This window comes from Cryobacterium sp. GrIS_2_6 (genome assembly GCF_035984545.1).
Taxonomy (GTDB): Bacteria; Actinomycetota; Actinomycetes; order Actinomycetales; family Microbacteriaceae; genus Cryobacterium.
Map to the genome: position 1 here is coordinate 3,653,316 of NZ_JAXCHP010000001.1, position 24,052 is coordinate 3,677,367.

At 68.2% G+C, this 24,052-nt stretch carries 28 protein-coding genes; 16 read left to right on the top strand and 12 right to left on the bottom strand.

The window, feature by feature from the left end; genetic code table 11:
* Positions 1-242 precede the first annotated feature (242 nt).
* A complete protein-coding gene (upp, locus tag RCH22_RS17710; protein ID WP_327014963.1) occupies positions 243-875 on the bottom strand; it encodes a uracil phosphoribosyltransferase in 633 nt (210 codons plus the stop codon).
* Between the two features lie 33 nt (positions 876-908).
* Here upp and tadA point away from each other — a divergent pair, with 33 nt between their 5' ends.
* Positions 909-1,388, top strand: a complete 480-nt coding sequence (gene tadA / locus RCH22_RS17715) for a tRNA adenosine(34) deaminase TadA (protein ID WP_327014964.1) — start codon at positions 909-911, stop codon at positions 1,386-1,388.
* On the opposite strand, the gene RCH22_RS17720 is transcribed toward tadA, so the two are convergent.
* Positions 1,357-2,106, bottom strand: coding sequence for a glutamine amidotransferase (locus RCH22_RS17720; protein ID WP_327014965.1), 750 nt, complete (start codon positions 2,104-2,106; stop codon positions 1,357-1,359). The two genes, tadA and RCH22_RS17720, sit on opposite strands and share 32 nt — an antisense overlap.
* The gene (locus RCH22_RS17725; RefSeq protein ID WP_327014966.1) at positions 2,103-3,065 is read right to left on the bottom strand and encodes a cation diffusion facilitator family transporter; all 963 of its coding nucleotides are present in this window, start codon (positions 3,063-3,065) and stop codon (positions 2,103-2,105) included. Before RCH22_RS17725 ends, RCH22_RS17720 begins: the two co-directional genes overlap by 4 nt.
* A 58-nt stretch (positions 3,066-3,123) precedes the next feature.
* Between RCH22_RS17725 and proC the strand changes: the two genes are divergently transcribed.
* The 3 genes from proC to RCH22_RS17740 all read left to right on the top strand — a co-directional run bounded on the left by proC (position 3,124) and on the right by RCH22_RS17740 (position 4,789).
* Positions 3,124-3,993, top strand: coding sequence for a pyrroline-5-carboxylate reductase (proC, locus tag RCH22_RS17730; protein WP_327014967.1), 870 nt, complete (start codon positions 3,124-3,126; stop codon positions 3,991-3,993).
* 127 nt (positions 3,994-4,120) lie between these two features.
* Positions 4,121-4,567 (top strand): helix-turn-helix transcriptional regulator, encoded by a 447-nt coding sequence (locus tag RCH22_RS17735; protein WP_134558651.1) that lies wholly within the window; start codon positions 4,121-4,123, stop codon positions 4,565-4,567.
* Positions 4,568-4,690: 123 nt separating this feature from the next.
* A complete protein-coding gene (locus RCH22_RS17740; RefSeq protein ID WP_003792170.1) occupies positions 4,691-4,789 on the top strand; it encodes an AURKAIP1/COX24 domain-containing protein in 99 nt (32 codons plus the stop codon).
* Between the two features lie 46 nt (positions 4,790-4,835).
* On the opposite strand, the gene RCH22_RS17745 is transcribed toward RCH22_RS17740, so the two are convergent.
* Complete coding sequence (locus RCH22_RS17745; RefSeq protein ID WP_327014968.1) at positions 4,836-5,573, bottom strand: HAD-IB family hydrolase; 738 nt, start codon at positions 5,571-5,573, stop codon at positions 4,836-4,838.
* 53 nt (positions 5,574-5,626) lie between these two features.
* On the opposite strand from RCH22_RS17745, the gene RCH22_RS17750 reads away from it, so the two are divergent.
* Together RCH22_RS17750 and RCH22_RS17755 are read left to right on the top strand one after the other, a co-directional pair.
* Positions 5,627-5,896, top strand: coding sequence for a glutaredoxin family protein (locus tag RCH22_RS17750; protein WP_327014969.1), 270 nt, complete (start codon positions 5,627-5,629; stop codon positions 5,894-5,896).
* Entirely contained in the window at positions 5,893-6,189 is a 297-nt protein-coding gene (locus tag RCH22_RS17755; RefSeq protein WP_327014970.1) for a Dabb family protein, read from the top strand. The genes RCH22_RS17750 and RCH22_RS17755 overlap by 4 nt, the downstream gene beginning before the upstream one ends.
* Positions 6,190-6,310: 121 nt before the next feature.
* On the opposite strand, the gene aspS is transcribed toward RCH22_RS17755, so the two are convergent.
* Positions 6,311-7,639, bottom strand: coding sequence for an aspartate--tRNA(Asn) ligase (aspS, locus tag RCH22_RS17760; RefSeq protein WP_327014971.1), 1,329 nt, complete (start codon positions 7,637-7,639; stop codon positions 6,311-6,313).
* 64 nt (positions 7,640-7,703) lie between these two features.
* On the opposite strand from aspS, the gene RCH22_RS17765 reads away from it, so the two are divergent.
* The 5 genes from RCH22_RS17765 to ccsB are packed head-to-tail and all read left to right on the top strand — an operon-like array spanning position 7,704 to position 12,502.
* Positions 7,704-8,348 carry a histidine phosphatase family protein gene (locus RCH22_RS17765; RefSeq protein ID WP_327014972.1) on the top strand — a complete coding sequence of 215 codons (645 nt, stop codon included), beginning with the start codon at positions 7,704-7,706 and terminating at the stop codon, positions 8,346-8,348.
* The gene (locus RCH22_RS17770) at positions 8,345-8,986 is read left to right on the top strand and encodes a TlpA disulfide reductase family protein (protein WP_327014973.1); all 642 of its coding nucleotides are present in this window, start codon (positions 8,345-8,347) and stop codon (positions 8,984-8,986) included. Before RCH22_RS17765 ends, RCH22_RS17770 begins: the two co-directional genes overlap by 4 nt.
* Positions 8,983-9,744: a cytochrome c biogenesis protein CcdA gene (locus tag RCH22_RS17775; protein ID WP_327014974.1), complete on the top strand. Its 762-nt coding sequence runs from the start codon at positions 8,983-8,985 to the stop codon at positions 9,742-9,744. The genes RCH22_RS17770 and RCH22_RS17775 overlap by 4 nt, the downstream gene beginning before the upstream one ends.
* Positions 9,728-11,419, top strand: coding sequence for a cytochrome c biogenesis protein ResB (locus RCH22_RS17780; RefSeq protein ID WP_327014975.1), 1,692 nt, complete (start codon positions 9,728-9,730; stop codon positions 11,417-11,419). Before RCH22_RS17775 ends, RCH22_RS17780 begins: the two co-directional genes overlap by 17 nt.
* A gap of 51 nt (positions 11,420-11,470) precedes the next feature.
* Positions 11,471-12,502: a c-type cytochrome biogenesis protein CcsB gene (gene ccsB / locus RCH22_RS17785; protein WP_327015563.1), complete on the top strand. Its 1,032-nt coding sequence runs from the start codon at positions 11,471-11,473 to the stop codon at positions 12,500-12,502.
* A gap of 37 nt (positions 12,503-12,539) precedes the next feature.
* Here the strand turns inward: ccsB and RCH22_RS17790 are convergent, their stop codons facing one another.
* From RCH22_RS17790 to RCH22_RS17815, 6 genes are all read right to left on the bottom strand, one after another.
* Positions 12,540-13,841, bottom strand: coding sequence for an ISL3 family transposase (locus tag RCH22_RS17790; protein WP_322135197.1), 1,302 nt, complete (start codon positions 13,839-13,841; stop codon positions 12,540-12,542).
* 205 nt (positions 13,842-14,046) lie between these two features.
* On the bottom strand, positions 14,047-15,048 hold the full coding sequence (locus RCH22_RS17795) for an o-succinylbenzoate synthase (RefSeq protein ID WP_327014976.1): 1,002 nt from the start codon (positions 15,046-15,048) through the stop codon (positions 14,047-14,049).
* A 161-nt stretch (positions 15,049-15,209) separates the two neighbouring features.
* Complete coding sequence (locus tag RCH22_RS17800) at positions 15,210-15,473, bottom strand: hypothetical protein (protein ID WP_327014977.1); 264 nt, start codon at positions 15,471-15,473, stop codon at positions 15,210-15,212.
* Positions 15,470-15,802 (bottom strand): ATP-dependent DNA ligase, encoded by a 333-nt coding sequence (locus RCH22_RS17805; RefSeq protein ID WP_134448786.1) that lies wholly within the window; start codon positions 15,800-15,802, stop codon positions 15,470-15,472. The genes RCH22_RS17800 and RCH22_RS17805 overlap by 4 nt, the downstream gene beginning before the upstream one ends.
* A gap of 177 nt (positions 15,803-15,979) precedes the next feature.
* The gene (locus tag RCH22_RS17810; RefSeq protein WP_327014978.1) at positions 15,980-17,017 is read right to left on the bottom strand and encodes a sigma-70 family RNA polymerase sigma factor; all 1,038 of its coding nucleotides are present in this window, start codon (positions 17,015-17,017) and stop codon (positions 15,980-15,982) included.
* Positions 17,014-17,196, bottom strand: coding sequence for a hypothetical protein (locus RCH22_RS17815; protein ID WP_327014979.1), 183 nt, complete (start codon positions 17,194-17,196; stop codon positions 17,014-17,016). Before RCH22_RS17815 ends, RCH22_RS17810 begins: the two co-directional genes overlap by 4 nt.
* 217 nt (positions 17,197-17,413) lie before the next feature.
* On the opposite strand from RCH22_RS17815, the gene RCH22_RS17820 reads away from it, so the two are divergent.
* The 3 genes from RCH22_RS17820 to RCH22_RS17830 all read left to right on the top strand — a co-directional run bounded on the left by RCH22_RS17820 (position 17,414) and on the right by RCH22_RS17830 (position 21,032).
* Positions 17,414-18,325 carry a 1,4-dihydroxy-2-naphthoyl-CoA synthase gene (locus RCH22_RS17820; protein ID WP_327014980.1) on the top strand — a complete coding sequence of 304 codons (912 nt, stop codon included), beginning with the start codon at positions 17,414-17,416 and terminating at the stop codon, positions 18,323-18,325.
* Between the two features lie 16 nt (positions 18,326-18,341).
* Positions 18,342-19,769 carry an AMP-binding protein gene (locus RCH22_RS17825; protein ID WP_327015564.1) on the top strand — a complete coding sequence of 476 codons (1,428 nt, stop codon included), beginning with the start codon at positions 18,342-18,344 and terminating at the stop codon, positions 19,767-19,769.
* A gap of 213 nt (positions 19,770-19,982) precedes the next feature.
* Positions 19,983-21,032 (top strand): 1,4-dihydroxy-2-naphthoate polyprenyltransferase, encoded by a 1,050-nt coding sequence (locus RCH22_RS17830; RefSeq protein ID WP_327014981.1) that lies wholly within the window; start codon positions 19,983-19,985, stop codon positions 21,030-21,032.
* On the opposite strand, the gene RCH22_RS17835 is transcribed toward RCH22_RS17830, so the two are convergent.
* Positions 21,006-21,446, bottom strand: coding sequence for a DUF4229 domain-containing protein (locus RCH22_RS17835; protein WP_327014982.1), 441 nt, complete (start codon positions 21,444-21,446; stop codon positions 21,006-21,008). The two genes, RCH22_RS17830 and RCH22_RS17835, sit on opposite strands and share 27 nt — an antisense overlap.
* A 90-nt stretch (positions 21,447-21,536) precedes the next feature.
* On the opposite strand from RCH22_RS17835, the gene RCH22_RS17840 reads away from it, so the two are divergent.
* Together RCH22_RS17840 and RCH22_RS17845 are read left to right on the top strand one after the other, a co-directional pair.
* A complete protein-coding gene (locus tag RCH22_RS17840) occupies positions 21,537-22,055 on the top strand; it encodes a PLDc N-terminal domain-containing protein (protein ID WP_327014983.1) in 519 nt (172 codons plus the stop codon).
* The gene (locus RCH22_RS17845) at positions 22,048-24,042 is read left to right on the top strand and encodes a thiamine pyrophosphate-binding protein (protein WP_327014984.1); all 1,995 of its coding nucleotides are present in this window, start codon (positions 22,048-22,050) and stop codon (positions 24,040-24,042) included. The genes RCH22_RS17840 and RCH22_RS17845 overlap by 8 nt, the downstream gene beginning before the upstream one ends.
* The last annotated feature ends 10 nt before the right edge of the window (positions 24,043-24,052 follow it).

A 24,052-nucleotide genomic window follows, 5' to 3' on the forward strand; every position in this document is an offset into this window, starting at 1 on the left:
CCCACTGTTACGGCATGTGTCAACTTTGTGACGCACGAAGCCGGGAAACCTGCTGCATCACGTTCGCCCCGGTCGGGTCGAACGGGAGGATCCTTGCCCGATGGGCACTTCATCACATATTCCTCGATGAAAAGTTACTTCATCAAAGATTCGTGAAAGTTTGGTGCTGCAACGTTCGTGTGTCGCAGGACCTGCGTGTTCCGCCGGCGTGGTCTCTTCCGACGGAACGGGCGGAGTGTGCCCTAGACGAGTCCGTACAGACGGTCGCCGGCGTCGCCGAGTCCGGGAATGATGTAGCCGAGCTCGTTGAGGCGTTCGTCGACGGCGCCGAGAATGATCGACACCTCACGACCGGGGAATGCCGCCTCGACGGCAGCGAGACCCTCTGGCGCCGCGAGGATGCAAATGGCCGTCACGTCGACGGCACCGCGGTCGAAGAGGAACTTGATGGCCGCGATCAGCGAGCCGCCGGTGGCGAGCATCGGGTCGAGCACGAAGCACTGGCGGTCGGAGAGGTCGTCGGGCAGGCGCTCGGCGTAGGTGGTCGGCTGGAGGGTCTCCTCGTTGCGGGCCATCCCGAGGAAGCCGACCTCTGCGGTCGGCAGCAGCTTGACCATGCCCTCGAGCATGCCGAGGCCGGCGCGCAGGATCGGCACGACGAGTGGCTTCGGGTCGCTGATCTGCACCCCGTTGGCCAGCCCGACCGGGGTTTCGACGGTAATGTCTTCGACCCGCACCCCGCGGGTCCCCTCATAGGCGAGGAGCGTCATCAGCTCCTCCACGAGGGAGCGGAAGAGCGGTGAGGAGGTGCGTTTGTCCCGCAGAACCGTCAGTTTATGGGTGATGAGCGGATGGTCGGCTACATGGACTCGCATAGGCTCAATCTACTAGCTGGGGGAGGTATCCGGATGGGCGAGCAGGGTCGTGAGCACCGCGAATGGATGCGGCTTGCCCTCCGGGAGGCTCGCGCGGCCCTCGGGACGGGTGACGTCCCGGTCGGCGCGGTCGTGATCGATGCCTCCGGTGTCGTCGTCGGCCATGGCCGCAACGACAGGGAGGCACGGCAGGACCCGACCGGTCACGCCGAGATCGTCGCCATCCGGGCCGCGGCCGCCGCTCTCGGCGACTGGCACCTGACCGGCTGCACTCTGGTGGTCACGCTCGAGCCGTGCGTGATGTGCGCCGGCGCGATCCTGGCCGCGCGGATCCCGGTCGTCGTCTTCGGCGCCTGGGACGAGAAGGCGGGGGCCGCGGGCTCCGTGTACGACGTTCTGCGCGACCGCAGGCTCAACCATCGTGCCGAGGTCTACGCGGAGGTCGACGCCGAGGAGTGCGGCGCCCTCCTCCGGGAGTTCTTCAGCGATCCAGCCCGTCGAGCCATTCGCTGAACAGCGCGCGGGAAGCATCCTGCATCGTCCCGGCGTAGAGCTCGCGCTCCGCGCGCAGCGCCTCAGGGTCGAGGCCGGCCGCGGTGACCTCCGCAGCGGATGCGCGCAGCCAGACCTCGTGCATCGCCGGTGTCACTTCGGGGTGGAACTGCACGGCGAGCGCCCAGTCTCCAATGGAGAACGCCTCGTTGGCGTACTGCGGCGAACCGGCCAGGCGCGTCACGCCCTCCGGAAGGTCGAAGGTGTCGCTGTGCCACTGCAGCACTGGGACGCCGGCCACGTGACGGAGCGGTCCCGCGGCGCCGAGACTCGTCGGTTCGACCGTGCGGAAACCGATCTCGTTCGTCGGCCCCGGGTAGACCCTGGCACCGAGGGCGTTGGCCATCAGCTGGGCGCCGAGGCACACGCCGAACACCGGGCGCTCGGAGGCGATCCGGTCCTGCAGGATCGTGATCTCCTGGGCAAGCGCGGGGAACCGGTCGGTCTCATACGCACCCATCTCACCGCCGAGCACGACGACGAGGTCGGCGGAGGTGGGGTCGATCGTGCTGAGGTCGTCGCTGAGGATCTCGACGTAGGTCACGGTGTAGCCGTGCTCGTGGAGCACGGGCTCGAGGTTGCCGAGATGGATGGTGGCGTCGTGGCGCAGCACGAGTGCCGTCCGCGTCAGAGCGGCCGGCGCGGCATCCGTGGCCGGGACGGCGGGCGCGTCGCTCATTCCCGGCCCCGGATGATGATGGTGTCGGTGAGCGGGCCGTGCTGGCTCGGGTCGTGGAACACGTCGGGCTCGAGATAGATCGCGCGGGCGCTCGGCATCGCCGCCCGAACGCGTTCCTCGATAACGTCGATCGACGCCGCGACGTCGGAGAAGCGCAGCTCGGCGTCGAACGCGAGCTTCGCGGCGACGAGCAGTTCGTCCGGCCCGAGGTAGAGCGTCTTCATGTGGATGATGCGCTGCGTCTCCGGGCCGTTCAGGATCGCGCGCTGGATCGTCGCCGTGTCGGCCGGGCGGGCGCCCTCGCCGACGAGGAGGCTCTTCGTCTCGATGCCGAGCACGATCGCGACGAGTACGAGGAGGATACCGATGCAGATGGTCCCGATCGCGTCCCAGATCGGGTCGCCGGTGACGATGGTGAGGCCGACGCCGAGGAACGCGAGCACGAGGCCGCTGAGCGCCGCGACGTCTTCGAGCAGCACCACGGGCAGCTCGGGGGCCTTGGCGTGCCGGATGAACTGCACCCAGGTCTCCCCGCCCCTGGTGTGGTTCGATTCCTTGATCGCGGTGCGCAGGGAGAACGATTCGAGGCCCATCGCCACGAGCAGCACGAGGATCGGCAGCCACGGTACGTCGAGGTGGTGCGGGTCCTGCAGCTTCTGCGCCCCTTCATAGAGAGAGAAGACGCCGCCGATGGAGAACAGGATGATCGAGACGACGAAGGCGTAGACATAACGTTCGCGCCCGTAGCCGAACGGATGCTCCGTGTCGGCGTCCTTCCGCGACTTGCGGGCTCCGAGCAGCAACAGGAGCTGGTTGCCGGAGTCGGCGAGGGAGTGCACGCCCTCCGCGAGCATCGAGGACGAACCGGAGAACGCCCAGGCGATGAGTTTTGTCGCGGCGATGCCCAGGTTCGCACCGAGTGCAGCGATGATGGCCTTGTTCCCCGAGGATGCGCTCATGCAGCAATTCTAGGAGGCCCCTGAGGCTGCGAAACGCCCGGAAAAGTAGACTGGCTGCATGACCGAGACTGCCGCCACCGCGGTGCCCCCCACCGTCCTGCCCACCATCGCGTTCCTCGGAGCCGGATCGATGGCGCGTGCCGTCCTGACCGGGCTGCTGACCCCCGCCGTGACGGTCGAGGGTGGCATCCGGGCCACCAACCGCACCGCGGAGAAGGCAGCAGAGTTACGCGACCTGCCCGGGGTCACCGCCTGGGCGACCGCGCTCGATCCGGACGCCAATCGCACAGCGGTCACCGGGGCGCGCATCGTCATCATCGCCGTGAAGCCGGCGATGGTGCCAGACCTGCTCCGCGAGATCGCGTCGTCCCTCGCGCCGGGCACCCTCGTGGTGAGCGTCGCGGCCGGCGTGACGATCGCCACGTTCGAGGTGCTGTTGCCGGCATCCGTCGCCGTGATCCGATCGATGCCCAACACTCCTGCCCTCGTCGGCAAGGCCGTGACCGGTCTGAGCGCAGGCAGCCGCTCCACGGCGGCCGACCTCGACCTCGCCAGGGCCCTGTTCGGCACGGTCGGTTCGGTGCTCGTCGTCCCGGAGGACAAGCTCGACGCCCTGAGCACGATCAGCGGCTCCGGCCCGGCGTACGTGTTCTACCTGATCGAGGAATTCACCCGCACCGCCATCGACAAGGGCTTCACGCCGGAGGAGGCCGCCGTGCTCGTCAACGGCACCTTCCTCGGCGCGAGCACCCTCCTCGCAGCGAGCCTTTTGTCGCCCGGCGAGCTGCGCCGCCAGGTCACGAGCCCGCACGGCACCACCGAGCGCGCGGTCTGGGAGCTGGAGAAGGGCGGCCTCAAGGAGCTCTTCGACCGGGCGACGGATGCCGCACTCGCCCGGGCGCGCGAACTCGCCGCCGCCACCGACTAGCCCTGTCCCGGACATCTGTTCCCGATTCGGACATCTGGGGCCGGTACCCGGGCCACGGTTGTCCGGTTGGGCCGCAGTTGCGGGCCCTTCCGTAGTATCCCTTCGCGGGAATGACTAGCCTAAAGGTATGGCAGACATCTTCGGCGTGGTAGCGGACTCGACGCGACGCGAAATATTACGCATTCTCCTCGAGCGATACAACCAGTCCGGGGCGGTCGGCGGCGAGCTCAGCGTGTCTGACATCGTCGTGCAACTCGGCCTCAGCCAGCCGACCGTCTCCAAGCACCTCAAGGTGTTGCGCGAGGCGGGACTCGTCGGCGTACGTGAAGCAGGGCAGCACCGTTATTACCATCTCGACTATGCCCCCCTGGAGGAGATCGAAGACTGGCTGATCCCATTCCTGAGCGTCGATTTCGATGCCGCAACGGAGGAGGAAGCCGAAGAGGCCGAGGGCCTCAAGGAAGAGCAGCGAGCGTTCGCGACCGCGATCGGCAAGGTCTTCGCGGATACCTCATTCCAGGTCGCGCATGCGGTCAAAGACGTTAAACCGCGCAAATGGCGGAAGAACGAATAGAACAACCAGCAGTACTCGACCGGCAACCGCCGACCGAGCGTCGAGCGTCGCGCTTATCCGCTAGACTGGCACTTTCGTGTCTGTCGCGAATCTCGCGGCGAAATCAAATCTTGTGAGGTCCGTGTGGGTTCTGTAATTAAGAAGCGACGCAAGCGTATGGCGAAGAAGAAGCATCGCAAGCTGCTTCGTAAGACCCGCCATCAGCGTCGCAACAAGAAGTAGGACGGCTTAGCCCGTCCCCAAGCGTGAGCGTTAGGTCCTTTCGGGCCTAGCGCTTTTTGCTTGTGCCGACCCGGTTCGCGCGCGCCGCCCGGCGGATGCTTGCGCGCTTCATCCGCATCACGGGCCAGTCGCGCGCCGCCGCATACCGCGCGAGCGCAGCGTCCGGGTTGACCACCACCGGGTGGCCGACGAGGTCGAGCAGCGGAATGTCGTTGTGGGAGTCCGAGTACGCCCAGCAGTCGGCGAGGTCGACGCCGCTCGCCGCGGCGCGTGCCCGTGCCGCCTCGGACTTCAGGGCGCCGTGACAGACCCCGGCGGTCAGTCGACCCGTGAAGATGCCGTCGTCCGCCTCGAGCACGGTTCCGAGCGCGCCCGTGAAGCCGAGGCGCTCGGCGATGACGTCGGCGACCTGCTGCACGCTCGCGGTGAGCAGCCAGACCTCGTGGCTGTTCTCGAGGTGCCGTCTGGCCACCGCGACCGTCTCGGGCCAGAGCCGGCGGGTGAGCTTCGTGTCGAAGATCTCCTCGCTCAAGCGGATGAGCTCGGCCTGTTCGAATCCCACGGCGACTTCGAGGGCGCGCAGCAGCACCGTGGAGAGGTGATCGCGGTTCTCGCCGACCGCGAGGAACCGGGCCTGCTTCCAGCCGAAGGAGGTGATGTCCCTGCGGGTGATGATCCCGCCCCGCCACGCGGCGACGCCCAGATGATAGAGGCTGGCCCCTCGCATCAGGGTGTTGTCGACATCGAAGAACGCGATGGCGCGCGGGGGAGTGGCTTGGAACATCTCCCTTGGAGTCTAGTTGGGTCACCATGCCGTGCCCGGCTTAGGCTAGGTGCATGGCCACTGCACTGCTCACCCTGATCGGGAAACCCGGATGTCACCTGTGCGACGATGCGCGTGAGCTCGTCACGGATGTCGTCAGGACCCTGGACGGCACGCCGGGAGCGCCCGAGATGGCCATCGAGGAGCGTTCGATCCTCGACGACGCGGCCCTGAGCGACCTGTATCTGGAGGACATCCCCGTGCTGATGATCAACGGCAAGGTGCACAACTACTGGCGGATCGATCCCGACCGCCTCCGCACGGCCCTTCTGGCCGTGAAATGATCCGGCACGTGGTGTCGTGGCGGCTCGCCGCGACCGAGCCAGCGGCACGTGCGGCCGATGCGGCCGCCATCGTCGAGCGCCTCGAGGCCCTCGTCGGCGTCGTCCCCGAGATCCGTACCCTGCAGGTTGGGACGGATGTCGTCGGGAACCCCAACTGGGACGTCGTGCTGATCGCGGACTACGAGGACCTCGGCGCGCTCGCCCGATACCAGGTGCACCCGGCCCACGAGGTCGCTGCAGCGTTCATCCGCTCCGTCGCCGCCGAGAAGGCAGCCGTCGACGTCCAGTTCTGACCCGTGAGGTTCTGAGCCGGCCGGAAACGCCGAAACGCAGGAGATCCGGGCTTATGAGGCTGTGTGAGCCTCAGAGCGCCGGAACTCCTGCGTTTCGTCGTGCCTGTTGTGCCCCAGCGACCTACGGCTCGAGACGGGTCGGGCCGCGGAACAGGTAGGTGACCTCGCGGATGCTGGCCTGGTGCAGCATCAGCATCAGCACCCGGGCGAGGCCCATGCCGAAGCCGCCGTGGCTGGGAACGCCGTAACGGAAGAAGTCGAGGTAGCCGCCGAGCTCCTCCGGGTCGAGGCCCTTCTCGATTGCCTGGGCGGTGAGCACGTCGATGCGGTGCTCGCGCTGCGCGCCGGTCGAGATCTCGGTGCCGTTGAAGATCAGGTCGTAGCTGTTGGTGATGGTCTGGTCGTTCTCCGGACGCATGTGGTAGAACGGGCGGATGCTCGCGGCGTAGTCGGTCAGGAAGACGAACTCGTGGCCGTAGGTCTCCAGCACGTACGCGGCGATCTGGCGCTCGCCCTCCGGGTCCATGTCGTCGTCGTCGCGCGGCACCTCGTAGCCGCGGCTCTTGACGATCTCCTTGGCCTCGGCGAGGGGGATGCGCGGGAACGGCTGGGCGGGAACCGTCACCTCGACGCCGAACAGGGCCAGGACTTCCTCGCCGTGCTTGGCCTTGACGGCCGTGAAGCCGGCGACGAGGAGCTCCTCGTGCAGCTGCATGACGTCTTCGTGGCTGTCGATCCAGCTGATCTCTGCGTCGACGCTTGTGAACTCCGTCGCGTGACGGCTCGTGAACGACGGGTCGGCGCGGAACGCCGGTCCGACCTCGAAGACCTTGCCGAAGCCGGCCGACTGGGCCATCTGCTTGAAGAACTGCGGGCTCTGCGCGAGGTAGGCCTTGGTGTCGAAGTACTCGACCTCGAAGAGTTCGGCGCGGGACTCGCTCGCGCTCGCCATCAGCTTCGGGGTGTGCAACTCGATGAAGTCGTGTTCGATCCAGTACGTGCGGAGGGCGTGCTCGAACGTGGTCTGGATGCGGAAGATCAGGTTCTGCTTCGGCTGGCGCAGGTCGAGGAAGCGCCAGTCAAGGCGCTTGTCGAGGCTCGAGTCGGCGGCGATCGGCGTCTCGGGGATGGCGGCCGTGACGACCTCGAGCGTAGCGAGCTTGATCTCGATCCCGCCGAGCTTGACCCGTTCGTCGTGCTTGAGCTCACCGGTCACGGTGATGAAGCTGCCCTGGGCGAGCGTGGAGATCGTGGAGGCCGGCTCGTCGGCGACGACGGCACCGTCGGCATCCGTCGTGCGGGGGTTCACGAGCTGTACGGCACCCGACTCGTCGCGCAGCACGACGAACTGCACCTTCTTCTGGTCGCGGACCGTATCGACCCACCCCGAGACCGTCACGGTTCCGTTGGAGAGAGCGGCCAGGTTCTTGATCAATACGCGCGAAGTCACCAGATAAGTTTAGCGGCACCGGCTCTCGGCTAATTCATGGGCACCTCCTCCGTAGAATGAGCGGGTGGTAGCCAGCCAGATCCATCTCGTCCGTCACGGTGAAGTGTTCAATCCTGAGCGCGTGCTGTACGGCAGGCTGCCCGAATTCGGGCTTTCCAACCTCGGCGTCGCCATGGCCGCCGCCGCCGCCGTCGACCTCGTCGAGCGCGGCCGGCCGGTGCGCCGCGTCATCGCCTCCCCCCTGCAGCGCACCCGCGAGTCCGCGGCGCCCATCGCAGCAGCCTTCAGCCTGCCCGTCGAGATCGACGAGCGCATCATCGAACCGACCAATAGATTCGAAGGCAAGCGGATGTCCGGCGAGCACGGCGCCCTGCGCGACCCGCGCAACTGGCCGGCCATGCTCAACCCGCTGCGACCGAGCTGGGGAGAGCCGTACCGGGCGATCTCCGCACGGATGCTCGCGGCCATCGACGAGGCCTATAACTCCGTGACCGACGGCGACGTCGTGCTCGTCAGCCACCAGCTGCCGATCTGGATGGTGCACCGCGCCCTCGCCGGCGAGGGGCTCCCGCACGACCCGCGCGGCCGACGCTGCGCCCTGTCGAGCATCACCACGCTGTCCTGGCGGGGTGAGGGGCTCGTGGAGATCAGCTACGCGAACCCGGCGGCCGCGCTGCAGGCCGGGGCCACGGATGTAGGAGCGGTGTGAAGGCCGGTCCGGGGAACGGAACGCACCCGCGTCGGCGCCGTGCCGCCGGCCTGGCCGGCCTGACCGGGCTGCTCGCGCTCGCCCTCGTGCTCACCGGCTGTTCGACAGACCCCCTCGCCGACCAGTACCGCGCCGGAAGCAACAAGGGCTTTATCGCCGGCGACGGCAGCGTCACGGAGATCCCGGCCGCCGACCGCGGGGCCGCCGTGACCTGGAGCGGCGTCGACGAGACCGGCGCCGCCGTGTCGAACACCGACTACGCCGGAAAAGTGCTCGTGGTCAACTTCTGGTACGCGAGTTGCGCACCGTGCCGGGTCGAGGCCCCTGCCCTGCAGAAGCTCAACGCCGAGTTCTCCGGCAAGGGAGCCGAGTGGCTCGGCGTGAACGTGCGCGACCAGGCCGCGAACGCGATCGCGTTCAACCAGAGCTACGGCATCACCTATCCCTCGATCATGGATGTCGACGGCGGGGCCATGCAGCTCGCCTTCAGCGGCAGTATCCCGCCGAATGCGGTGCCGACCACGCTCGTGCTCGACAAGAGCGGCCGGGTCGCCGCGCGCATCCTCGGCGCCCTGTCGACGCCGTCGATCCTCGAGACCATCGTGCGCGACGCGATCGCCGAGGTCCCCGCGGCGTGAACAATCCCTTCGGCGAAATCGTCTTCAGCGGCCAGCTCCTGTTTGCGATTCCCATCGCGGTACTCGCCGGGCTCGTCTCGTTCGCGTCCCCGTGCATCCTGCCGCTCGTGCCCGGCTATCTCGCATACATCGGCGGATTCACGGACGGCCGGTCGACCGCCGGACGCGGCGACCGGCGCGGCCGGAACCGGCTCCTGGCCGGCGTCGGGCTCTTCGTGCTCGGCTTCACCCTCGTCTTCGTGCTGACCGGGGTCGTCTTCGGCGCGGCAGGCTTCTGGCTCAACCAGTACCGTGACCTCGTCACCCGGATCGCCGGCGTCGTCGTGATCCTGCTGGGGCTCGTCTTCGTCGGCCAGTTCGCCGTCCTGCAGCGCACGGTCAAGACGAACTGGCGTCCGCGCGCTGGACTTGCGGGCGCCCCCGTGCTCGGCGCGGTCTTCGCGGTCGGCTGGACCCCGTGCACCGGTCCGACGCTCACGGCGATCAACTCGCTCAGCCTCACCACGGGCTCCCCGTGGCAGGGTGGCCTGCTCGCACTGTTCTATGCGCTCGGACTCGGCATCCCGTTCCTTCTCATCGCGCTCGGCCTCAACTGGGCGGCAGGGGCGGTGTCGTACCTGAAACGGCACGTCCGCGCGATCAATCTGTTCGGGGGCGTTCTCCTCGTCGTCATCGGCGTCCTCATGGTGACCGGCGTCTGGAATGCCTGGCTCCTCGACCTGCAAGGAGTGATCGGCAGTTATGTCCCGGCCATCTGACCACTACGATTCCCCAGCGCCGGCCCCGGCGTCCGACGATGTCATCCAGCCCAGGCTCGGCCTCGTCGGCTGGCTGCGCTGGTTCTGGCGCCAGCTCACCAACATGCGCACCGCCCTGTTCCTGCTGCTCCTGCTGGCGATCGCCGCCGTGCCCGGTTCGCTCGTTCCGCAGCGCAGCTCGGACCCGAACGGTGTCACCCAGTACTTCGCGGACAACCCCGACCTGGCGCCCGTGCTCGACAAGATCCAGGCCTTCGACGTCTACTCCTCCGCATGGTTCTCGGCGATCTACCTCCTCCTGTTCATCTCGCTGATCGGCTGCGTGATCCCGCGCACGAAGCACCACTTCCAGGCGCTCCGGGCCCAGCCGCCGCGCACACCCGCGCGGCTCATGCGGCTCGCCGGCTTCACCGAACGCACGGCTCCTGCCTGCACGGATGCCGCGGCCGCGGTCGACTCCGCCCGCTCGCTCCTGAGGAAGAGCGGCTACCGCGTCGCGCTGTTCGACAGCGCGCCGGCACGCGGCGGCCGGGAATTCTCGGCATCGGCCGAGCGTGGCTACCTGCGCGAGACCGGAAACCTCGTGTTCCACTTCGCGCTCGTCGGCATCCTGATCACGGTCGGCTTCGGCAGCGGCTTCGGGTTCAGCGGCCAACGGGTGCTCGTCGAGGGCCAGACCTTCGTGAACACCCTGCTCGCCTACGACTCGTTCAGCCCGGGGCGGTTCTTCAGCGACTCGAGCCTCGAGCCGTACAAGCTCACCCTCGACGACTTCAGCGTCACCTACGAGACCCAGAACCTCAAGGCGTACGGCCAGGCGATCGACTACTCCGCTGCCGTCAGCGTCACCCGCCGCGGCGAGGCCATCCAGGCCGGCGTCGTCAAGGTGAACGCCCCGATGCGCACCGGCGGCACCGATGTGTACCTGCTCGGCAACGGCTATGCGCCCTCGATCACCGTCAAGGACCCCAACGGGGTCGTCGTCTTCACCGACGCGGTGCCCTTCCTGCCGCAGGACGCGAATCTCACCTCGCTCGGCGTGATCAAGGTGCCGGACGGCCTCAGCGAACAGCTCGGCATGATCGGCTTCTTCTACCCGACGCAGGCCGCCAGCTCGACGGGCGCCTTCTACTCTTCGTACCCGGACCTCGAATACCCGATGCTCACCCTGAACATCTACTCGGGCGACCTCGGGTTGAATGCGGGAGTACCGACATCCGTCTATTCTCTCAACACCGACAAGATGACGCGGCTCACCGGTGGCAAGACCGGCGTGAAGTCGCTCGAGCTCAAGCCGGGGGAGACCCAGCAGCTGCCGAACGGACTCGGCTCTGTCACATTCAACGACGCGCACCCCGGCGCCGCCGCGAACGATTTCTCCGGCTCTGTGCTGCGGTTCGCGTCCTTCGACATCCACCACGACCCGACGCAGGTCTGGGTGCTGTCCTTCGCGATCCTCGCCCTGCTCGGGCTGCTCACGAGCCTGTTCGTGCCGCGGCGGCGAGTCTGGGTCAAGGCGATCGAGCACGGCGACGGATCGCTGACCCTCGAGTACGCGGGACTCGCCCGCGGCGAGGACCCGGCCCTCGAAGCGGCCGTGACCGACATCGCAGACCGCCACGGGCGACTGCTGGTATCCTCCACATCAGCCGTCCCGGCGACCGAACAGAATTAGGCTGACCACGTGAATCTCAACGAGCTCTCGATCCTGAGCCTGTATTCGGCGATGGCCGTCTATGCGCTCGCCTTCATTTCCTTCGCCTTCGACCTGGCCAAGCGCTCCGCGGCCGTCAGGACGGCGGACGAGGCGGCGGGCCTCGCGGCACTCGCCGCCGTTCCGGTCGGCGTCGGCGCGGTCAACGGGGTGCAACCGGCGGGCAGGGCCGCGACCCTCGATCCGGGGAAGCCTGCGGGCAAGGCCGGAGCCGCGGCATCCGCCGGAACGATCATCAACCGGATCAGCGCCCGCATCGCCAACGACGCCGCCACCCCGTACGGCCGCTCGAAGAGCCTGCGGATCGGCGTCTCACTCACCGTTCTGGCCTGGGCGATCCACCTGATGGCCGACGTGCTGCGCGGCTTCGCCGCCGGGCGGGTGCCGTGGGCCAACATGTACGAGTTCGCGATGACGGGCACCCTGCTCATTGTGACCGTGTTCCTGATCGTGCTCACCCGAGCGGACCTGCGCTTCCTCGGCACCTTCGTGACCGGCATGGTGCTCGTGCTGCTCGGCATCGCGGCGCTGCGCTTCTACGTCGAGGTCGCCCCCCTGCCGCCGGCGCTCCAGTCGGCATGGCTCGTGATCCACGTCTTCGTCGCCTCGCTCGGAACCGGGTTCTTCGCGCTCGGCTTCGCGCTCTCCGTGGTGCAACTGCTGCAGTTCCGGCGGGAGGCGCTCGTCGCGACCGCCGGCCGGGTGCGCCTCCGCTTCCTCGCGACGCTGCCCTCGGCTGCGACGCTCGAGAACCTGGCGTACCGGGTGCACATCATCGGCTTCATCCTCTGGACGTTCACCCTGATGGCCGGGTCGATCTGGGCAGAAAAGGCCTGGGGCCGGTACTGGGGCTGGGACACCAAGGAGGTCTGGACCTTCATCATCTGGACCATCTACGCCGGCTACATCCACGCCAGGGCGACCCGCGGCTGGCGTGGCTCCCGGTCGGCGTGGCTCGCGATCGTCGGTTTCAGCGCCGTGATGTTCAACTTCGGCGTCGTGAATGTCTTCTTCAAGGGACTGCACGCGTACTCGGGCCTCTAGCCCCAACCAATTCGGGCTCTCCTGACTCTTCCGTGGGTTAGTCCCGGCCGGGAAGCACGGGTTTGTGCCCGCCGAGGCTGAGCATTGCGAGGGCGATGAGGGCCTCGGGTGATTTGAAGCCGAACGCGATGCGGGTCATGAGGCGGATCTTGGTGTTCATGGATTCGACGCGGCCGTTGGAGAGGCTGTGCTCGATGGAGGCCAGGATCGCGGTGCGGTGTTTCACGATGCTCTTCTGCAGTTTCACGAAGGACGGGATGCGGCAGCGGCGAGCCCAACCAACCCATTTGTCGAGAGCTTCGGTCGCTTCCTCGAGAGGCAGTTTGAAGATCACACGGAGGCCTTCCTTCAGGTAGTACGCCCGAGCCAGCCGGGGGTCGGTCTGCACGATCCAGGCGAGCTTCGTTTGTTGCTTCTCGGTCAGGTTTTCCGGGTTCTTCCAAAGCGCGTATCGGCAGTTCTTGATGCCCGTCGCCCGGGCGCTGTCTGGGCGTGCCGGGGCGTCGGCTGGGGGCCGGCCGCGAGTGCGTCGGGCATCGTTGTGCCGGGCGGCTTTGCGGGCCTCGTTCCACGCGCCCCGGCGGACTTCATCGAGGGCCTCGGTGGCCCATTTCACGACGTGGAACGGATCAGCGCAGCGAACAGCGTTCGGCGCTCGTTCCGCGACAACACTGGCGATCCAGGCCGCACCGTCCGCGGAAACATGCGTGATCAGTGCCGAACGCTCCGGCCCCAACGCATCAAAAAACGTCTCGAGGGTGGCCTTGTCCTGGCCTGGTGCCGCCCAGACGAGACGGCCAGAATCGTGGTCCACGACGCAGGTCAAGTACTTGTGGCCGCGCTTGTAACTGATCTCGTCAATCCCGATCCGGGTGAGGCCCGCGAACTGGTCGAACTGCTTCTCCGTATCTGCCCAAACCCGGGTGATGATCGCGCCCACGGTGCGCCACGCGATGCGCATCAGCACGGTGATGGCGGACTTGGATGTTTGCGTGGCCAGCCACGCGACCTGGTCATCGAAGAACAAAGTGTGCCCGCTCTGATGCCGGGCCCACGGCACGGCGGCGACCGTCACGCCATGCACCCGGCAGCTCACCCGCGGCGCCGCAGCTTCTAAGTGGATTTGCACCGAGCCGGCGTCCAGGGATCGCCAGCGGCGCCGCCCGTCACCGGCGTCGTAGCGCGGGCAGCGCTTCCGGCAGGCCCCGCACCGGTTCCGCATCGATGCCGTTGGGCGCACCGACGCGACCAGCATGCCCGTATCCGCGTCGAGATCGACCGCTTCGACGATGGTTTTGTCGACTCCGAGCAGAGTCCGCCATAGTGTTGAGTTTTGCACGCCGTTTTCTCGTCCCTGTGTTTCTTGCCTTTGTCAGTTAGAAACCTAGACGGAGAGCGGCGTGCACTCGTTAAGGCGCTCGGAAACCACCCACGGTAACGTCAGGAGAGCCCCAATTCGACGGATTTTTTGGGTTTCTGACGCGTGGGAGGCCGGGTAAACCGGTTCAGAACTGAAAAACTCCGTCGAATTGGTTCGGGGCGGGTCAGTCCGTGATGGCGGGTTCGGCGGCGAGCAGGGCGTAGCAGCGGCTGAGGCGGGCGAGCCACCAGTCGCTGCGCTCGGCGGATGCCGCGTAGCGGTCGAGCAGGTCGGCGTCGGGCACGACGCGGCGAACCGGGATCCGGCCGTCGACCGGCAGCAGCGGGTCGTGCGTGACATCGGCCGCGAGCAGCGAGGCGGTGCCGAGGCCGCAGTCGAACTCGAGGCCGGGGATCGCGGCGGCGAGGTGCGCGCCCATCGCGATGCCGACCGAGGTGTCGAGGGCGCTCGAGACCACGACGGGCAGGCCGGCCTGCGCAACGAGGTCGAGTGCGACGTGAATCCCGCCGAGCGGCGCCGCCTTGATCACGAGGATGTCGGCCGAGCCCGTGGTCGCCACGAGCAGCGGGTCCTCCGCGCGGCGCACGCTCTCGTCGGCGGCGACGGGGATGCCGAGGTAGTCGGCGGAGCGACGGCGGATCTCGGCGAGTTCCTCGATGCTCGCGCAGGGCTGTTCGACGTACTCGAGGTCGAACTCGCCGAGAGCGTTCAGGGCGTGCTCGGCCTCGTCGAGGTTCCAGAGGCCGTTCGCGTCCACACGGATGCGCCCCTCCGGTCCCAGCACACGGCGCACGGCGCGCACGCGGGCGACGTCTTCCTCGAGGGTTTGCCCGGGGGCGGCGACCTTCACCTTGGCCGTGCGGCACCCCGGAAAGCGGGCGAGGACATCCGCCACGAGCTCGGCGTCGATTGCCGGGACGGTCGCGTTGACCGGGATGCTCTCGCGCAGGAGGGCGGGCGTCGGGGTCCAGCCGAAGTCGATCGCGGCGCGCAGCCAGGCGACGGACTCTGCGTCGTCGTACTCGGCGAACGGTGCGAACTCCGTCCAGCCCTCCGGCCCTTCAAGGAGGAGTGCCTCGCGGGTGTCTATTCCGCGGAATCGGGTGATGAGCGGCAACGCGACAATGCGGGCCGTTCCGAGCAACTCTGCGAGTGGGGGAAGCATGCTTCCAGTCTGCCAGCCGGGCGCGGGTGCGGGCGACCGTGCCACCGTACGCGTGGGGGCGTGCGCGTCGGGGCGTGCGCGCCAGAAGCGCCGCTCCGCGCCAGGCCTGCCGGGCGCGCAACGGCACAGTGGGCGCGCGACGGAGCGGAACGTGCGGAAGGCTAGAGGGAGTCGTGGTTGAAGGCGCCGTCGACCTCAAGGTCGAGGTCGTCCGCGTTGGTGGGTTTGACGTCGAGAACCGCGAACGCGATGCCGGGCGCGATCAGGAGATAGGCATCCTCGAAGCGACCACCGCCGCTGTTGACGGGGAGCCAGTACGGCTGCCCGGACGTAACGGCTGCGTTGATCTCATTTCGGACCGACTCTGCGGACCGGCCGCCCAGGGAGTATTGCTGACCACCATAGACGATATCGATGCGATTCATGGTTCATCCTTCGTCGCGAGCACGGATGCCGGCCGATGCGGCTCGGGGACGAGCTGCAGTCCGCCAGAGGAGTTGGCGGTCAGCATGAGCGCCTCCACCCAGTCGCGATTGAGGCTCGGTGAGCGACCGCCGAAGTATTTGAAGGCGAGCGGGATGGCCGGATGCAGCCAGATCGTACTGCGACCGTCGCCTCCGGACGGGTCGTCCCTCCACGTGAAGTAGAAGCACTCTCCCCGGCGCAGCTTGGCTCCGATGACCACCTGGATGTGAGCCAGGATGCGATCATCAAAGTCGGCCGTCACCGTCGAGTTATAGGTGAGCTTTCCCATGATTCCCTCGTTGGCGCGTCATAAAGAAATGTTGCTATAAAAACGAGACGTTGCCAATGCTCATTTCGGGGGGTCTCCCGGAAAGCCGTGGAAAAGTGTGGGTCAAGCCGGAACCGGGTTGTGCGGGTGCTCAGGCACCCGCACAACCGTTCACGGACATACCAGGCCTGCGGGGATCTAATCGCGCAGGTACCGTTCGAGCCGGGGCACGTGCAGGAGGGCCAGCGCGCGCTTCTCGATCTGGCGGACCCGCTCCCGGGTGACGCCCTGGATGACAGCGATCTGGTCGAGGGTGCGCGGTTCGTCGCCGTCGAGCCCGAATCGGGCCTTCAGGATCGACCGCTCCCGTGGCGGCAACGCGTCGAGGTAGAAGCAGATGTCCGCGGCGCGCAGCGTGACCGTCGCGTACTCGTCCGGCTGCGGCAGGTCGTCGTCGATGATGAGCTCCGAGATGTCCCCGACGCCGTCACCGACCGGGGAATGCAGGGAAATCGGCTCATTCTCGTACTGCAGCAGCCGCGAGACGTCGTGGATGGGGATCTGCGCCGCCTCGGAGAGTTCCTTGAGCGAGGGGTCGCGGTCGAGAGTGCTCGTGAGGTCGCGGCGGATGCGCTTGATCTTGTTGAGCTTCTCCGCGGTGTGCACGGGGATGCGGATCATCCGGGACTTGTCGGCCATTCCGCGGTGAATCGCCTGGCGGATCCACCAGGTCGCGTAGGTGGAGAACTTGTAGCCGGTCATGAAGTCGTACTTCTCGACCGCTCGGACGAGGCCGATGTTGCCGTCCTGGACGAGGTCCATGATCGGCACCCCGCGGCCGGAGTAGTGCTTGGCGATGCTGACGACGAGGCGGAGGTTTGCTTCGATGAAGTGGTTCTTCGCCCGGCCGCCGTCGTGGGCGAGCCAGGAGAGTTCCCGGGAAAGCTCGTGGTCGTCGACCCCGTGCGCGAGTTTCTCTGCGGCGAACAGGCCCACCTCGATCCGCCGGGCGAGGTTGACCTCGTCCTCGGCGCTCAGGAGGGGGCCTTTGCCGATGCGGCGCAGATAGTCGCCGAAGGCATCCGTGGATGCCCTGCTGTAGCGGGACGCTGCCGAACTGCCGGCCGTACGCTGGGATGAGCCGGCCGGGTTCATCGAGGGGAGCGGGGCGCGGTAGGAGTCGGGAGAATCGAAGTGGTCGTGGGCCGGTGCCGACGTGTTCATCGTGACGGTCATGATCGCACCGCCGTTCCGATGGCGTTCTGGTGTTTTCTGGTGTTTTTTGCCGGGGTCATGCGGATGCTGATGATGCTGATGATGCTGATGATGCTGATGGTGCTGTGGGTTCGGGTTGCCACGTGGTTGTGGAGTGGCAGGTCGATCGGGGCTTTTGACTGTGTGTCTAGGTCGTTCATGACTACCTCCGGGTCTCACTGAGATCACAAGTACACATGGTGAAAATGAGGCGCTCAAGGGGGTTGACTTTGCCACCACAAAAGGGGTATTTCTCATTTTTACCGGCGTGTCGCTTGGTTTTCAGGCTCGAGTATGTGTGAGAGCGCGCCCATCCGCGCACTCCCGACCCGGCAGCCCTCGGGTCCGCGCGCGGGGTCCGCCGCGTAGGCTTGCAGCATGATCGAACAGGTGTCTGAAATCTTCGACCCGAGCCAGTGGACACTCGTCCCGGGCTTCGAGGCCCTCACCGACGTGACGTACCACCACGACCTCACCGGGCAGATCGCGCGCGTCGCGTTCAACCGCCCGGAGGTGCGCAACGCCTTCCGGCCGCACACCGTCGACGAGCTGCAGGCCACCCTCGAAGACGCCCGGCTGAACCCGCGCATCGGCGTCGTCCTCCTCACTGGCAACGGCCCGAGCCCGAGGGACGGCGGCTGGGCCTTCTGTTCGGGCGGCGACCAGCGCATCCGTGGCCGTGACGGTTACAAATATGCGGAGGGCGACACCGCGACCGGCATCGACAAGGCTCGCGGCGGCCGGCTGCACATCCTTGAGATCCAACGGTTGATCCGCTTCATGCCCAAGGTCGTCATCGCCGTCATTCCCGGCTGGGCCGCCGGCGGCGGTCACTCCCTGCACGTGGTCTGCGACCTCAGTATCGCGAGTGCCGAGCACGCCAAGTTCAAGCAGACGGATGCCAACGTCGGCTCCTTCGACGCCGGTTACGGCAGCGCATACTTCGCCCGTCAGGTCGGGCAGAAAGCGGCGCGAGAGGTCTTTTTCCTCGCCCGCGAGTACTCCGCCCAGCGCGCCCTCGAGATGGGCGCGATCAACGCGGTCGTCCCGCACGCCGACCTCGAGAACGAGGCCATCGACTGGGCCCGCACGATCCTGACCAAGTCGCCCACCGCCATCCGCATGCTCAAGTTCGCCTTCAACGCCGTCGACGACGGACTCGTCGGCCAGCAGGTCTTCGCGGGCGAGGCGACACGGCTCGCCTACGGCACCGACGAGGCCGTCGAGGGTCGCGACGCGTTCCTCGAGAAACGCGACCCCGACTGGGGTCCGTACGACTGGCAGTTCTAGTCCCGCCGTGACACGGATGCTCCGGGTCGTCTCCGTCGACCGGCCGCTCGACCTCATCGACATGCTCCGCGAGGCCCTCTCCGGGCGCGGGGACGCCCTGCTGCCCGTGCCTGGCCCCGCGCCTGACCTTGCCGTCTCCCGCGCCAGTTCCGCCGTCACGCGCCCGGCACGCCTGGCGCGTAACGGCGCACCTGGCGCGCACGTCCCCGTTCCGGCATCCGTCTCGCCAGTGCCCCCGGCGGTTCCTGCCGCAGTTCCGGACGGCGCGGTCGTCGTCATCGAGACGAGCGGCTCGACCGGCGTGCCCAAGCGGGTGCTGCTCGGCGCGCCCGCCCTCCGTGCGAGCGCCGCGGCATCGAGTGCGGCGCTCGGCGGGCCCGGACAGTGGCTGCTCGCGCTGCCCGCCCATTACGTCGCGGGCGTCCAGGTGCTCCTCCGCTCGCTTGAGGCCGGGACGACGCCGATCGTGCTCGCACCCGGCCACTTCGACCCGGCCGCCTTCTTCGAAGCGGCGACCCGGCTGACCGCGCCGCTGCGCTACACCTCCCTCGTCCCGGTGCAACTCGCGCGCCTGCTCGACGCGGTCGACGCCGCTGACGATGCGGCGCACGATGCTGCAGACGCTGCGGCGCACGCTGCGGCGCACGACGGTGACGCCGTCAACACTGCGGACCAGGACGGGGCCGCAGAAATGCTCGCACTCCTGCGCCGCTTCACGGCGATCCTCGTTGGCGGTCAGGCCATGCCCCCGGCCCTGCTTGCCCGCGCCGCTTCGCTCGGCATCACGGTCGTGCGTACCTACGGCTCCTCTGAAACGGCTGGTGGATGCTGTTACAACGGCCGCCCGATCGGCGACACGGTTGTGCGCGTCGTCGACGGCGAGCTCCAGATTTCCGGCTCCGTGCTCGCAGACGGGTACCTCGACGACCCGCAGCGCACCCACGACCGCTTCACCGAAGACAAGGGCGTGCGCTGGTACCGCACCGGCGACCTCGGCGAGATCGACGCCGTGACCGGCCTCGTGCGCGTGCTCGGCCGCGCGGACAACGTGATCATCTCGGGCGGAGAGAAGGTCTCCCTCGATGCCGTCGAACGCGTGGTGCGCGCCCTGCCCGGTTTCGCCGACGCGGTGATCGTGGGGGTGGCGGATGCCCGGTGGGGCCAGGTGCCCGTCGTCGCCGTCCCCGGGTCGCACGCCGCGGTGTCGACCCGATCGTGGGGCGAGGCCTCGCCCACGTCGCCGACCGCAACGCCGTCCAGCTCGCCGAAGAGGAAGACGGACGCGTCGACGGCCCGACTCGCCGTCGTGAAGGAGGCCGTCGCATCCGCCCTGGGCAAGTCGGCCAGGCCGGACCGTCTGCTCCTGCTGCCCGCGATCCCCGTGCTCGCCTCTGGCAAGCCCGACCGGCGCGCCCTGCAGCGGCTGGCCGAGGCGGGCAGCTGAACTCTGGCTCACCGGCCTGTGCCGGGAGGCACCCGCCTGAATCCTGGACTTCGGTGACCGTGAGACGGGGGATGCCCGGCCGAGCCCGAGACACACCTGCGCGAGCACGGTGACGCGGCGCCCTGGATTCGGTTGTGCACTCGCGGCATCCTCTTATCAAGCGCCCGGTAACATGAAAACGTGGCACAGGGAGCGCGGCCGGTCAGGCCCAAAATGCAGCGATTGAATCCTTCGGAGACCCTCGGGGCGCCGGCGTCCGCCGGACAGCCGTCCGGAAAGCAGGCGGGCAAGCCAGCCGGGAAGCCAGCGGGCAAGCCCGCCAACTCCGGTCGGTCCGGCAACCCGGCCAAGCGGAACGCCCCAGAGGCGCACGGCCGCTCCGGACTGGCGACGCCCGGCGACTGGATCTCCGGCGCGCGCCTGCGAACCCTTCCCCTCGCGATCGCACCGGTCGCCCTCGGCACCGGCGCGGCCATCATCGCGAGCGAGCCGGGCGTGTTCCACCCGGTGCGGGCCCTCCTCGCGCTCATCGTCGCGCTCTGCCTGCAGATCGGCGTGAACTACGCGAACGACTACTCCGACGGCATCCGCGGCACCGACGCCTACCGGGTCGGCCCGGCCAGGCTGACCGGCGGAGGAGCGGCGAGGCCGCGGTCCGTGCTCACCGTCGCGCTCGCGTTCTTCGGGCTCGCCGGGCTCGCCGGCCTCGTGCTCGTGATCCTGAGCGGCCAGTGGTGGCTGCTGCTCGTCGGCGCCGCCGCGATCGTCGCCGCCTGGTTCTACACCGGCGGCAAGCGTCCGTACGGCTACTTCGGCCTCGGTGAGCTGTTCGTGTTCGTGTTCTTCGGACTCGTCGCAACCGCGGGCACGACCTTCGTGCAGGTCGGAACGGTGAACCTCGAGAGCTGGCTCGGCGGGGTCGCGATCGGGCTCATCGCCTGCGCCGTGCTCATGGTCAACAACCTGCGCGACATCGTCCCGGACAAGTCGTCCGGCAAGCGCACCCTCGCGGTCCTGATCGGCAACCTGCCCGGGCGCATCGTCTTCTGCGTGCTGCTGCTCGTGCCGTTCGTGATCGCGGCCTTCTTCGCGCTCTTCTACCCGCTCGCCTGGTTCGTGCTCTTCGTGCTCCTGCTCGCCCTTCCGGCGTGCCTGATCACCGTCACAGCGAAGACCGCGGCCGAGCTCATCCTGGCGCTCAAGCTCACGAGCTTCAGCGCGCTCCTGTACGGCCTGCTACTGGGCGCGGCCTTCGCGTTCTGACGCCCCTGACCCAGCGGTCGTGACGGGCGCAGCGGATGCCGCCGCCCGCGTCGTCGCCCGGCCGGCGGCATCCGCTGCCTCGGCGGCCTCGGCCTCAGCAGACGCGGTCTCAGCGGACGCGGCCTCGGCAGAAGCTGCGGCGTCGGCGTCGGCGGCACGGTCGATGGCCGCGTCCTCCGACTCTGCGTCGGGGTGCACGACCTCAGCAGTGGGGTGCCGGGCCGTGTACAGGTCGAGGGCGACCTGCTCCCTGGGCTTCTGCAGGAAGATGTACGACAGGCAGAGCCCGATCAGGGCCGCGACAATGGCGGAGACCCACCAGACGATCGAGAGCATCAGCAGTACCGCGAGGGGTACTGCGAACATGAGGATGCGGTAGACCGAGTAGCTCAGCCAGGACGGGACAGCTTTCATGCTTTCAGCATAGATTGTGGTTCCGATCGTTAGATTTGCCGACCTGTGCGTACTCACCGATCTCTCGGGTGATCGCCGTAGGATGAGCGGATGGTAAAGGTGTGGCTTGTCGTAGGAATTGCGGTCATTCTCGTGACCGTCTATGCGCTCGTCGAGTGTGTCACCTTCGACCGCGGTCGGATCCGCGGATTGCCGCGCTGGGTCTGGGTCTTTGTGATCGTCCTGGTCCCCGTCGTCGGCGCCCTGCTCTGGCTGTTCATCGGCCGTGGCAGCAACCAGAGTTCCGCGCCCGGTCGCGGCGCATCGCGGCAGCTCGCCCCCGATGACGATCCCGACTTCCTGAAGAGCCTCGGCCGTGACCGGCTCCAGGAGGAGCGCATCCGCCAGATGGAGCAGGAGCTCGCCGACCTCGACAAGCCCGACGCGACCGACAAGCCCGACCGACCGGGCCAGGGCCAGAACTCCGGCCCCGGCAAGGGGCAGGCCGCCGGCAACGCCGGGCCGTCGACGGGCCAGTCCACCGGCCCGGCGAAGGGTCCCGCCGCCGCAGAACCCAAGAAGACGACCGACCCTGGCGAGGGCGAACTGCCTGGCCGCCGGGATGCCTGACTCGATCCTGACCGAATCAGCGGCCGTGGACGGCATCGTGCCCTCTGGCAGCCCTGCCCCGTCGCGTGCCTCGGCGTCTACGGACGGAACAGCGCCGGTGTCCGTGGGTAGTCCGGCGCCGGTCGGTACTCCCGTGCCCTTCACCAGTCCAGCGGCCTCCGGCAGCCCCGCGACGGATTTCAGCGTCGCCCTCCTCGGCGCCTTCGTGAGCCTCGGTATCCGCGACATCGTCGTGAGCCCCGGTTCCCGCTCGCAGGCGCTCGCCCTGGTCGCCGCGGAACTCGAACGCCTCGGCCTGGTCCGCCTGCATGTGCGCATCGACGAACGCGGTGCCGGTTTCCTCGCGCTCGGCCTCGCGGTCGAGACCGGCGTGCCCGCCCTCGTGATCTGCACGTCCGGCACTGCCGTCGCCAACCTGCACCCCGCGGTGCTCGAGGCCCATCACTCCGGGGTGCCCCTCATCGTGCTGACGGCCGATCGCCCCGTCGAACTCCGCGGCATCCGCTCGAACCAGACGACCGTGCAGACCGGGCTCTTCGGGGTCGCGACCCGGCTCTGCCTCGACGTACCGGCCCCTGGTGCTGCTGCGATTGCTCGTGCCGACGGCGCCCAGGCCGGCTATACCGCCGATACCGCCGAGTCCCGTGCCGCGGGGGCCGTCCGTCCTTCCGACGCTGTCCGCGCTGCCGAACTCGCCGCCCGGGCGATGGATGCCGCCACCGGAGGCCGCTCGCTCGACCCCGGTCCCGTGCAGCTCAACCTCGCCTTCCGGGAGCCCCTTTCCGCCCCCGTGACCCTTGAGCGCTCCGCCGACCCTGCCGCGACGGCGACTGAGCCGCCGGTGAGCCACGGCCAGACCGACGGCTCACCCGCTCTCGCGGTGAGCGGTGACGTGACGACGGGTGACCCGGCGGCTTTCGTTGTCGGCGGGGGGCTGCGCACTGTCGTGGTCGCCGGCACAGGCTCGGGGAGCGCGGCAGAGGCGTTCGCCCGGGCCGGCGGCTGGCCGCTCCTCGCGGAGGTGTCGAGCAACGCCCGCTTCGGGCCGAATCTCGTGGCCGCCTTCCGTGAGCTGCTGCAGGCCGAGGACTTCGGCGGCAGGGTCGAGCGCGTGATCGTGTTCGGGCATCCGTCGCTGAGCCGGGAGATTCCGGCCCTCATCCAGCGGGACGACGTCGAGACGATCGTCGTGGCCCCGACCGGCGCCGAGTGGTACAACCCGGGACACCGGGTGCGTACGTTCGCCCGCACTGCGCGTGTCGGCGCATCCGCTTCGTCCGAGGCGGAAACCCGCGACGGCCGGGCCTGGCTCGGCAGCTGGGTGATGACGAGTCGGCGCGTTCTCGACGCCGCGACCGAAGACGCGGATGTCCCCTTCGGCGCCCACGGGATGACGCGCGCCGAATTCGCCGCCCTCCGCGCTCCCGTCACCCGGAGCATGCTCGTCGACGCCGTCTGGCGGGCCTCCTGGCCGCACGACCGGCTGGTGCTCGGTGCGTCCCGGTTGATCCGCGAGGCGGACCGACGGGTGCCGGGCAAGAAGATCACCGTGCACTCGAACCGCGGCCTCGCGGGCATCGACGGCACGATCGCGACCGCGACGGGTATCGCGCTCGCGAGCCAGGCGTTCCAGGCTGACAGCGAGCCGCGCTCGACCGGCACGACCCGCCTGCTCCTCGGCGACCTCGCCCTGTTGCACGACGCGGGATCGATGCTCCTGGTCCCGGGCGAGGCGCGGGCGCGGCTGCAGGTCATCGTCGGCAACGACGGCGGCGGAACCATTTTCGACGGCCTCGAGGTCGCGGCATCCGCCCCCGACGACCTGATCAGCAGGGTGCTCTACACGCCGCAGGGTGTCGACCTCTCCGCGCTCGCCGCAGCGTACGGCTGGGAATACGACCGGGCGGCGACCCGCAGCGAGCTCGAGCGGGCGCTGACCGCGCCGCCGCTCGGACCGAGCCTGCTCGAGGTGCCGCTCACGCGCTAGATTTTCTGCG

Excerpts from the sequence above, each read along its gene's own strand:
- RCH22_RS17835 (WP_327014982.1), bottom strand. The coding sequence starts at position 21,446 with ATGAAAGCTGTCCCGTCCTGGCTGAGCTACTCGGTCTACCGCATCCTC.
- RCH22_RS17725 (WP_327014966.1), bottom strand. The coding sequence starts at position 3,065 with ATGAGCGCATCCTCGGGGAACAAGGCCATCATCGCTGCACTCGGTGCG.
- RCH22_RS17795 (WP_327014976.1), bottom strand. The coding sequence starts at position 15,048 with ATGCTTCCCCCACTCGCAGAGTTGCTCGGAACGGCCCGCATTGTCGCG.
- RCH22_RS17805 (WP_134448786.1), bottom strand. The coding sequence starts at position 15,802 with ATGGGAAAGCTCACCTATAACTCGACGGTGACGGCCGACTTTGATGAT.
- RCH22_RS17720 (WP_327014965.1), bottom strand. The coding sequence starts at position 2,106 with ATGAGCGACGCGCCCGCCGTCCCGGCCACGGATGCCGCGCCGGCCGCT.
- ccsB (WP_327015563.1), top strand. The coding sequence starts at position 11,471 with ATGGCCGTCTATGCGCTCGCCTTCATTTCCTTCGCCTTCGACCTGGCC.
- RCH22_RS17755 (WP_327014970.1), top strand. The coding sequence starts at position 5,893 with ATGATCCGGCACGTGGTGTCGTGGCGGCTCGCCGCGACCGAGCCAGCG.
- proC (WP_327014967.1), top strand. The coding sequence starts at position 3,124 with ATGACCGAGACTGCCGCCACCGCGGTGCCCCCCACCGTCCTGCCCACC.
- RCH22_RS17830 (WP_327014981.1), top strand. The coding sequence starts at position 19,983 with ATGCAGCGATTGAATCCTTCGGAGACCCTCGGGGCGCCGGCGTCCGCC.
- tadA (WP_327014964.1), top strand. The coding sequence starts at position 909 with ATGGGCGAGCAGGGTCGTGAGCACCGCGAATGGATGCGGCTTGCCCTC.
- upp (WP_327014963.1), bottom strand. The coding sequence starts at position 875 with ATGCGAGTCCATGTAGCCGACCATCCGCTCATCACCCATAAACTGACG.
- RCH22_RS17745 (WP_327014968.1), bottom strand. The coding sequence starts at position 5,573 with ATGTTCCAAGCCACTCCCCCGCGCGCCATCGCGTTCTTCGATGTCGAC.
- RCH22_RS17820 (WP_327014980.1), top strand. The coding sequence starts at position 17,414 with ATGATCGAACAGGTGTCTGAAATCTTCGACCCGAGCCAGTGGACACTC.
- RCH22_RS17750 (WP_327014969.1), top strand. The coding sequence starts at position 5,627 with ATGGCCACTGCACTGCTCACCCTGATCGGGAAACCCGGATGTCACCTG.
- RCH22_RS17840 (WP_327014983.1), top strand. The coding sequence starts at position 21,537 with ATGGTAAAGGTGTGGCTTGTCGTAGGAATTGCGGTCATTCTCGTGACC.
- RCH22_RS17810 (WP_327014978.1), bottom strand. The coding sequence starts at position 17,017 with ATGACCGTCACGATGAACACGTCGGCACCGGCCCACGACCACTTCGAT.
- RCH22_RS17825 (WP_327015564.1), top strand. The coding sequence starts at position 18,342 with ATGCTCCGGGTCGTCTCCGTCGACCGGCCGCTCGACCTCATCGACATG.
- RCH22_RS17845 (WP_327014984.1), top strand. The coding sequence starts at position 22,048 with ATGCCTGACTCGATCCTGACCGAATCAGCGGCCGTGGACGGCATCGTG.
- RCH22_RS17800 (WP_327014977.1), bottom strand. The coding sequence starts at position 15,473 with ATGAATCGCATCGATATCGTCTATGGTGGTCAGCAATACTCCCTGGGC.
- RCH22_RS17780 (WP_327014975.1), top strand. The coding sequence starts at position 9,728 with ATGTCCCGGCCATCTGACCACTACGATTCCCCAGCGCCGGCCCCGGCG.
- RCH22_RS17815 (WP_327014979.1), bottom strand. The coding sequence starts at position 17,196 with ATGAACGACCTAGACACACAGTCAAAAGCCCCGATCGACCTGCCACTC.
- RCH22_RS17735 (WP_134558651.1), top strand. The coding sequence starts at position 4,121 with ATGGCAGACATCTTCGGCGTGGTAGCGGACTCGACGCGACGCGAAATA.